Annotated in this window: 6 protein-coding genes and 1 pseudogene; 2 read left to right on the top strand and 5 right to left on the bottom strand. The window is 67.9% G+C overall.

Annotation, left to right across the window (positions count from 1 at the left end; genetic code table 11):
* Positions 1 to 232: 232 nt before the first annotated feature.
* Positions 233 to 1,238, top strand: a pseudogene (locus AC1DCZ_RS14825) (IS110 family transposase).
* 228 nt (positions 1,239 to 1,466) lie between these two features.
* Positions 1,467 to 2,474, top strand: coding sequence for an RNase H family protein (locus AC1DCZ_RS14820; RefSeq protein WP_476975273.1), 1,008 nt, complete (start codon positions 1,467 to 1,469; stop codon positions 2,472 to 2,474).
* A 16-nt stretch (positions 2,475 to 2,490) separates the two neighbouring features.
* Here the strand turns inward: AC1DCZ_RS14820 and AC1DCZ_RS14815 are convergent, their stop codons facing one another.
* From AC1DCZ_RS14815 to AC1DCZ_RS14795, 5 genes are all read right to left on the bottom strand, one after another.
* The gene (locus AC1DCZ_RS14815) at positions 2,491 to 2,778 is read right to left on the bottom strand and encodes a WXG100 family type VII secretion target (RefSeq protein WP_476975272.1); all 288 of its coding nucleotides are present in this window, start codon (positions 2,776 to 2,778) and stop codon (positions 2,491 to 2,493) included.
* 161 nt (positions 2,779 to 2,939) lie between these two features.
* A complete protein-coding gene (locus AC1DCZ_RS14810) occupies positions 2,940 to 4,400 on the bottom strand; it encodes a sensor histidine kinase (RefSeq protein WP_476975271.1) in 1,461 nt (486 codons plus the stop codon).
* A gap of 2 nt (positions 4,401 to 4,402) precedes the next feature.
* Entirely contained in the window at positions 4,403 to 5,116 is a 714-nt protein-coding gene (locus AC1DCZ_RS14805; protein ID WP_476894709.1) for a response regulator transcription factor, read from the bottom strand.
* 87 nt (positions 5,117 to 5,203) lie between these two features.
* Entirely contained in the window at positions 5,204 to 6,850 is a 1,647-nt protein-coding gene (locus AC1DCZ_RS14800; protein ID WP_476975270.1) for a DNA repair helicase XPB, read from the bottom strand.
* Positions 6,847 to 9,345 carry a helicase-associated domain-containing protein gene (locus AC1DCZ_RS14795; protein WP_476975269.1) on the bottom strand — a complete coding sequence of 833 codons (2,499 nt, stop codon included), beginning with the start codon at positions 9,343 to 9,345 and terminating at the stop codon, positions 6,847 to 6,849. The genes AC1DCZ_RS14800 and AC1DCZ_RS14795 overlap by 4 nt, the downstream gene beginning before the upstream one ends.
* Positions 9,346 to 9,351 lie beyond the last annotated feature (6 nt).

Raw genomic sequence — 9,351 nt, 5'->3', positions numbered from 1 at the left:
GCCCCGTTACATTTATTGGGTCCCCGATCGCAGGGGACTTGGTCGCTGGACCCGGTATGACTTTCTCGCCCTGTCACTGATGATCCGGGGGGTGTTGTCGCCGGGTTCGGAGGCACTTGTTGACCGCTGATAGGGACACGGCCGGGCGGTAGCGCCCAGGTCTCTTTGTAACGTGGGTGCCGGCATCGGGTGTCGTGACTGCGGCCATATAGTGGTGCAAAGGAGCGCCGGTATGGATGAGGGATTCGACGTTTACTGCGGACTCGATGTTGGCAAGAGCGATCACCACGCCACCGCGCTGAACCGCGCCGGCGAACGTCTCTTTGACAAGCCGCTGCCGCAGGACGAAGCCCGGCTGCGGGAGCTTTTCATGACGCTGCAGCAGCATGGGAACGTGCTGATGATCGTGGACCAGCCGAACACGATTGGCGCGCTGCCCGTGGCAGTGGCCCGGGACTGCGGCTGCGAGGTCGCCTATCTGCCGGGCCTGGCGATGCGCAAAGCGGCGGACCTGTATCCCGGGAAATCGAAGACTGATGCCCGTGACGCGTTCATCATCGCCGAGACAGCCCGGGCGATGCCGCACACCCTGCGCGCGGTCGATCGTGACAGCGAGGTTCTCTCGGCGCTGAAGGTGCTCTCCGGGTTTGATACGGATCTGACCCACGAATGCACGCGGGCGATCAACCGGCTGCGGTCCCTGCTGCTGCAGATCTTCCCGGCCCTCGAGCGCGCCTTTCCCGGCACCGTCCTGACCCGTCCCCTCGTCTTGGAGCTGCTGATCAAATATGCGGGCCCGACCGGTCTTCGTGCCGCGGGACGAGGGAACGTGCTGCGCTGGGCCCGCAACCACAGCCGCAAAGACCCGACCGCGCTCATCGACGCCGTGTTCGCTGCCCTGGGCGAGCAGACGGTAACCGTCGCCGGAACCGAAGCCGTCGAACTCGTCATCCCGCGCGTCGCCGCCCAGATCAAGGAACTCAAACACCAGCGGACCATCGTGGCCGAAGAAGTCGAAAAGCTCCTGGACGACTTCCCTCTTTCCCAGGTCTTGATGTCCATGCCGGGAGTCGGCATCAAGACCGCAGCGACGATACTCCTGACCATCGGGGAAACGCGCCGAAGGGAAGAAACACAACGCCGCCATCATCTGCCTCGCCCGGCGCCGCTGCGACGTCATCTTCGCGATGCTCAAGAACGGAACCCACTACCAAGAAAAGACTCCCCAAGCAGCTTGACTAAAAGCATAGGGACACCCCTCTATCCAACCCTCCGTCAGTTGTGGTCATTGTTTGGCCGACGCCGCCTCAGGTATGACAGTGTTCGCGCGAATGCTCCCGCATCTAAGAACCCGATGCGCGGGAGCGTTGGGTGGATTGGCGCCAAGGGTGGGGGAGCGTTGGGTGAATTGGCGCCAAAGGTGAGGGAGCGTTGGGTGGGGTCGGCGGGTCTGGCAGGATAGTGCAGTGACGATTACAGCAGCGGCCGACGGTTCGGCTTTAGGAAATCCCGGCCCCGCCGGATGGGCCTGGTACGTGGACGACGACTGCTGGCGGGCCGGCGGATGGCCCCACGGCACGAACAACCAGGGTGAGCTCATGGCGGTCCTGGATCTGTTCCGTGCTACGGCTCACGTGCCTGCGGAGGATCTCCACATCCTTTGCGACAGCCAGTACGTCATCAACGCGGTCACCAAGTGGATGCCGGGCTGGAAGCGCAAGGGCTGGCGGAAGGCGGACGGCAAACCCGTCCTGAACGTGGACCTGCTCAAAGACATCGACCAGGAGCTCGTTGGCCGCAAGTACACCTTCGAATGGGTGCGCGGCCACGCCGGGCACGACCTCAACGAAGCAGCAGACGACCGTGCCCGGGCGGCAGCCACCGCCTTCCAGCAGGGCGTGGCCGTCCGGCAGGGCCCCGGCTTCGGCCCGACGGCACAGGACTCCGCACAGCCCATACAGCCCGCGCAGCCCCGGATCCCCGCGCCGCAGACCGGCCGGCCGACGAACCCGCCGACCGCGCCCGCGCCGACCGGGCAACAGGAGCTCTTCAGCGAACCCGGCGCCTTCAACGAACCCGATCTGTTCAGCGAACTCGACGAGGCGGACCGGCTGGCCGCAACCGCCGCGGAGGCCAGCCCTGAAGCACTCGTCGAATCCCTTGAACGCGAACTGCTCCGGCCGGAAACCCGGGCTGACCTGGGCCGCACCGGAGTGCTGCTCCACCCCGATTTCACCGAGATCGGCAGCTCCGGCCGGATCTGGACCCGCGATGCCATGATGATGGCCCTGGAAGAGAACCCGGGCAGCCCCACGGAACTGGAACTGCTTGCCGCCGACCGGCTGGGCGAAGGCATCGTACTCCTGACATACCGCAGCTCCACGCGCTCAGGCAGCTCCCTCCGCAGCTCCCTGTGGGTCCTTGACGGCACCCAATGGCGGCTGCGCTTCCACCAGGGCACGCCGGAGGCCTGAAGCCCGCAGGGGACGCTCAGCTAAAGCGCTGGACGTTGTTCAACTCCGCCTGGTCGTAACTGGCGGCCGCAGAGCTCAGGGCGAGGTTGATGGAGGCCAGGGACGCTTCGACCCTGCCCTGGGTCACGGTCCATTCGGCGACCAGGCTTTGGAAGTTGGTGGCCGCCGAACCGCGCCAGCTGGCCTGGAGCTCGTCGAGCCCGCGTTTCATGGCCTGGACGTCGGCGCTGATCCGTTCGACGGTGGCCTTGACGCTGGCGGACTTGAGCTGAAGCAGTTCCGTGTCGACGGAGATAATGCTCATGGAGATATCCTCTGGACAGTGCCGTGAGGCGGCCCGGCACCCGCGGGACGAGGGGGCTGCCTGGTCCGGTTGATCCGGACAGCCCGAGCCTAGGCCGTGGCGGCCAGCGGGGGACCCAGCCGCCACCCGTATGTGGATAGTGCGCGTATGTGGACAGCGCCCTACGCGGAGGCCGGTTCGGGGCCTTCCGTGCCCTCGTCCAGGAATGGAAGGCTGACTACCAGGGTGGCCCCGCCGCCGTCGGTCTTCCCGACCCGCACGGAGCCGGCGTGGGAACCGACGATGGCGGCAACAATGGCCAGCCCGAGCCCGCTGCCGCCCGTTTCCCGGGTCCGGGACGTGTCCGCCCGGTAGAACCGCTCGAAGATCCGGGCCGCTTCGTCATCCGGGACGCCGGGACCATGGTCCCGGACCTCGATGACGGACTGTTTGGTTCCGTCCGGGGCCGTCCGGACGCCCACGCCGAGTTCGATGGGGCTGGCCTCGGGCGTGTAGCGCAGGGCATTGCCGACCAGGTTGCTGACCACCTGCCGCAGCTTGGCCTCGTCGCCGAGCACAGGCGCCGGCCCGGCGGCGGCGCCATCGATTCCCGTCAGGGTGATGACGCGGCTGCGGTCGCTGGCCTGGGTGTCCACGACGGCGTCGTTGGCCAGCAGCAACAGGTCCGCCGGCTTCTGCTGCAGGGGGCGCTGCTCATCGATCCGTGCCAGCAGCAGCAGGTCCTCGACCATGGCGCCCATGCGTTTGGCTTCGCTTTCGATCCGTCCCATCGCGGTGGCCACGTCCTCCGGGGTCGCCAGCGCCCCGTGCCGGTACAGTTCCGAGAAGCCCCGGATGGTGACGAGCGGTGTCCGCAGCTCGTGCGAGGCGTCGGCGGCGAAGCGCCGCATGCGCGCCTCGGACGCCATCCGGGCGGCAAAGGCCGTCTCGATGTGCGCCAGCATGGCGTTGAGGGAGCTGCCCAGCCGCCCCACCTCGGTGCCTGGGTTTTCGACCTCCACACGCCGGGAGAGGTCTCCGGCGGCGATCGCGGCCGCAGTCTTCTCCACCCGGGCCAACGGCCGGAAGGACCGGGAGACGGTCCAGGTGGCGATGAAGAAGGCCAGCACGAGGGTGAGGAGCCCAACCCCCACGACGACGAGGAAGGCGTGCTCCATGACGGAATCGACAGGGTCGAGCGGGAGCCCGATGACGACGACGGCGCTCCGCTGGTTGCCGTCCAGTACGTTCAGCGCCACGACCCGCCAGTTGCCGCCCTCCGTGCCGCGGACCTGGAACGGCGCCTGCTGGCGGTCCCTGGCGTCGGCGGCGGAAATGCCCGTGATGCCAGGATGGGACTCCTTGTCGCCGCCGAAGACGGCGGCCGGAAGTCCCGGGCTGAAAAGCATCAGCGAATAGTCGGTGGGAACGTTGGGGTTCGTGTCCTGCAGCTGGCTGAAGGACTGCTGCTGCCGCACGGAATCGATGGCTGCCTTGAGCTTGTCATCCACCTGGCCCTGCAGGAAGCTGTGCAGCAGGGTCAGGGTGCCGGCGCCGGTGGCGGTGAGGGCCACCAGCATCAGGGCCATCATGATGGCGACAAGCTGTGACCGCAGCGAGGCCGATTTCCAGCGGTGCAGCAATGTCAGCGCTTCTCGGCTGTCCGCAGTACGTAGCCCACGCCCCGCTTGGTCTGGATCAGGGCCGGGGCGTCAGGATCGATATCGACCTTGCGGCGCAGGTAGGAGATATAGGACTCCACAATCGAGGCGTCGCCGTTGAAGTCGTACTCCCAGACGTGGTCCAGGATCTGGGCCTTGGACAGCACCCGGTTCGGGTTGAGCATGAGGTAGCGCAGGAGCTTGAACTCCGTGGGGGACAGCTCGATCACGGTGCCGCCGCGGCGGACCTCGTGGGCGTCGTCGTCGAGCTGCAGGTCATCGACCCGGATCACGGCGTCGTCGTCGTCGAGCTGGGGCTGCGTGCGGCGGAGCACGGCGCGGATTCGGGCCACGACTTCGTCGAGGCTGAAGGGCTTGGTGACGTAGTCGTCACCGCCGACGGTCAGGCCCGTGACCTTGTCTTCGGTGTCGTCCTTGGCCGTCAGGAACAGGACGGGGAAGTGCTTGCCGGCGGCGCGGAGGCGCCGGGTGACGGTGAAGCCGTCCATGTCCGGCAGCATGACGTCCAGCACGGCGAGGTCCGGGGAGTGCAGTTCCGCGGCGGCCAGGGCCTCGCGTCCGTTGCCGGCCGAGACTACCTCGAAGCCGGCGAAGCGCAGCGAGGTGGACAGCAGCTCGCGGATGTTCGGTTCGTCATCAACGACGAGGAGCTTGGCTTCGGGACCGTTCTTTTTCATACTTCCCATAATGCTCCCAGACTCTGTGAGTTTTCTGGGTGGCAGATGTGTGTTGGGTGGATCCTTCGCCCGTGCCGGCTGGGGTCCTCAGCGGGCCGTGCCGACATCCTTGGCGTCCATGATCCGGTACGCATAGCCCTGTTCGGCGAGGAAGCGCTGCCGCTTCGCGGCGAAGTCTTGGTCCAGGGTGTCCCGGGCCACGAGCGAATAGAAGCGGGCGGCGCGGCCGTCCTTCTTCGGGCGCAGCAACCGTCCCAGGCGCTGGGCCTCCTCCTGGCGGGAGCCGAAGGAGCCGGAGACCTGGATCGCGACCGAGGCTTCGGGCAGGTCGATGGAGAAGTTGGCGACCTTGGACACCACGAGGATCTGTTCCTCCCCGGCGCGGAAGGCTTCGAACAGCCGCTGGCGTTCCTTGACCGACGTCTCACCCTTGATCACCGGCGCCTGCAGGCGCTCGCCGATCTCGTCCAGCTGGTCGATGTACTGCCCGATCACGAGAAGTTGTTCGCCGGCGTGCTCTGCCACGAGCTGTTCCACGACGCGGGTTTTGGTCTCCGAGGTGGCGCACAAGCGGTACTTGTCCGCGTCCTCGGCCATCGCATACGCCACCCGTTCGTCGCGGGGGAGGTCCACCCGGACCTCCACGCAGTCGGCCGGGGCAATGTAGCCCTGGGCCTCAATGTCCTTCCACGGCGCGTCATAGCGTTTCGGGCCGATCAGGCTGAAGACCTCGCCCTCCCGGCCGTCTTCCCGGATCAGCGTGGCGGTGAGCCCCAGCCGGCGCCGGGCCTGCAGGTCGGCGGTCATCCGGAAGATCGGGGCGGGCAGCAGATGGACTTCGTCGTAAATGATGAGCCCCCAGTCGTTGCCGTCCACGAGCTCCAGGTGGGGGTAGAGCCCGCCGCGCTTGGTGGTGAGGACCTGGTAGGTCGCGATCGTGACGGGACGGACTTCCTTGACGGAGCCGGAGTATTCGCCGATCTCCTCCTCGGTCAGGGACGTCCGTTTGAGCAGCTCGTCCTTCCACTGCCGGGCGGACACCGTGTTCGTCACCAGGATCAGGGTGGTCGTGGAGCTCGTGGCCATGGCCGCGGCGCCCACAAGGGTCTTGCCCGCACCGCAGGGAAGCACGACGACGCCGCTGCCGCCGGCCCAGAAGTTCTCCGCGGCCAGTTGCTGGTACGGACGCAGCTTCCACCCGGTCTCGTTGAGCATGATGGGGTGGGGCGTGCCGTCCACGTAGCCGGCGAGGTCCTCCGCCGGCCAGCCGATCTTGAGCAGCAGCTGCTTGAGCTGCCCGCGCTGGGAGGAGTGCACCACCACTGTCTCGGCGTCGATCCGCGGCCCCAGCAGGGGTTCGATCTTCTTGGCCCGGCTCACCTCTTCGAGCACCGGATAGTCCGACGTGCGCATCACCAGCCCGTGCTGGGGGTCTTTTTCGAGCCGCAGGCGGCCGTACCGGGACATCGTCTCTTCGACGTCGATCAGCAGCGAATGCGGCACCGGGAAGCGGGAGTACTTGAGCAGGGTGTCGAGCACCTTTTCGGCGTCCAGCCCGGCGGCCCGGGCGTTCCACAGGCCCAGCGGCGTCAGCCGGTAGCTGTGCACATGCTCCGGGGCGCGTTCCAGTTCGGCAAAGGCCGCGATGGCATGGCGGGCCTCGGTGGCCAGCTCATGGTCGACTTCGAGCAGGATGGTCTTATCACTCTGGACGATCAGGGGCCCGTCATTCACTGGAGCATTTCCTCTGTGGTTTCTACGTCAATAATGCGGTGGATGGACAGGACCCGCTCGGTTTCCTTGTCCGGGTCGAAGACCCGCACGCGCCCGCCGTTCACTGCTACCGGAACGACCGTCTCGCGGCTGGCATTCCCCATGCTGTCGACGACGTTCATGACGACGCGCTGTTTGAGCCGGATCGCCTTCTGCAACGTTTCCAGGCCGAGCTGGGTGGCCTCCTCGCTGCCCGGAGCCGCGGCCGCAAAGTGGCCATCGGGGGAGCCGGCAGCGTGGACCCGGCCGCTTCGGAGCACCGCGAGCTGGGCGGCGACGTCGGCTTCCGGCGGCGCGGTGCGCGGTGCCGTATAGACCGGACGCCCGCTGCCGGGCACGGCGGTGCTGCGGCGCAGCCGCACGACGGCGGACTCGGGCTCCTGGACCACGGGCGACAACCCCAGTGCGCGGAGCACCTGCGCGGCGTCCCGGGGCGCGGCGTGCGAGATGAGCACGGTGGGGGCAATGCGCGCCAGTCCCAGGCCGGCAGCGGCGGGGGCGTTGAGCAGTTCGAGCAGCGCGGCTTCGTCCTCGCTGTGGATGAAGCTTCCGGCGGCTCCGACACGGAGCCGGGAATGCCGCGCTGAGGTGTCTTCGATGAGGTACTTGAGCGGCTGCGGGATGGCCGTGGCCGAATGCTGGCCCAGGAAGTCCAGGATTGCCTGGGCGTCCTGGCCTGCATCGAGGGCCCTGCGGACTGACGCCACGGAGAACCGGTAGATGGTGGCCGGCCCCTGGCCTTCGGCGGTGGCCATGGTGAGGAGTCTCTCGCTCAGTTCCGGTGCGAGATAGCCCGGCGCCACCGCGGTCAGGTCTGCCTGCAGCAGGACGTGGTTCAGCGCCGCCGGGAGGTGTTCGCCGAGGATTCCCAGGGCGTCGTCCGGCTGTTCGGCTGCTATCGCCGCACCGAGCTGGCTGAGGGCCCCCGAGCCGAAGAGGCCCAGCATTTCCGCCTCGGCCAGGACGCCCCGGACCAGCGAGCTGAAGCGCCGGGCCATACGGGGCTGCGCCCAGTCCGCGCGCTCCAGCACGGCGGCGGCATCGAGCACCGGCGCCTGCCCGTCCGGCGCCGCGGCCTCCAGCGTGAGTTCATTCAGGATTTCCAGTATCCGCTTCCGGACCACCGGCGCATCCGGCCGCTGGGCCTCCGCGGAGAGCGCATTGATCGTGGTGCCGGCTGCGCCCCGGTGCCCGGCCGGTCCGGACGCGGCGCCGCCGGCGGGCTGGCCGACAAGGGAAGGCGCGCGTTCACTGGCCAGCCAGGCGTGGACCAGCCAGAGCCATTGTTCCTGCCGCGGAAGGGTCAGCCACTCAAGCTGCGGGGGCTGGACCCAGGCGGAGCTGTCCACGTCCAGGCGCAGGAGCCCGGCAAGGGCGCACAGCTCCGTGAGCACCCCGGCCTCATGCAGTTCGATCCGCAGGGAGTCGGCCAGGCGCTTCATCTCGCGGACACCGACCCCGCCGCTGCGGAGGGTCACAAGCGGCTGGTCACGCACGATGTAGAGGAGTTCGCCCACGAGCCGCAAGGTTTCGGCGATCGCGCCGAGGGCCGCGTTGCGCCGCAGCGCCGCGCTGGTCTGGCCGAGCCGGGGCACGGGGGGAGTCAGTGCGAAGTTCTCAATGACGTGCCCGCCGCGCAGCGAAATGCCGACACTGTGCGGCAGTTCAACGTGGGCGGCGTCCAGGGGCACCAGCAGGCCCCTGGCCAGCAGCCAGTCCACAGGGCCGACGTCGTCACTTTCGTGAAGCACGGAGGCGCGGCGTTGCGCCTGGGGAACGGCACCCATGGCCCAGTTCCCGAACCGGGCCAGCAGGGCCATCGTGCGTTCCGGGGCTGTGACGAGGATCTTCTGGAGCGCTTCCGGGGTCGCCGTCCAGTGCTGCAGGGACAAGGCCGCCTCCATCGGCGTCGTGGCCGGGGAGATGGCCGCCCCGCTGCGGGCGAGTTCTCCCACGAGCTGCACGACGCGCTGGGCGAAGGCCGGCTGGAGACGCACGAGTTCGGTGTAGCTGCGACCCAGTCCTGCAGGGTAGATGCCAATGACATCCTTGAGGCTGCCGATCGGGAGGTAGTAGCGCTGCTTCGCTGCCGCCGGGGCGACGCCGTGCGGGGGGTCTGCCCGGTGGACGAGTGCAAGTTCCTGCAGTGAATGCAGGAGCCGCTCGATTGCCGCGACCGTGGAGCCATTGATGGCTTTCTTCAGCATTGCCGCGGACGCGCTGTGGCCGGTGTCTCCGTTGGTGCACAGATGGAGTGTTTCCAGTACCTGCATCTCGGGGCGGTTGAGCCGCTCGAGCGCGCGCTGCACGCTGACGCGGCCGCTGGCACGGGCGGCGAGGGCGGCAAAGTCCGGAACCCCGGGGGAAATCAGGTCCGGCCGCGCGGAGAACAAAGCCCGCAACGACTCGTCGCTGCGTGCCTGAAGTTCCTTGCTGAGCGCGCGGATCTGGGACATCAGTCC

It is taken from the genome of Arthrobacter sp. 10N418 (assembly GCF_056394725.1).
This window is presented reverse-complemented; position numbering and strand designations above follow the sequence as displayed.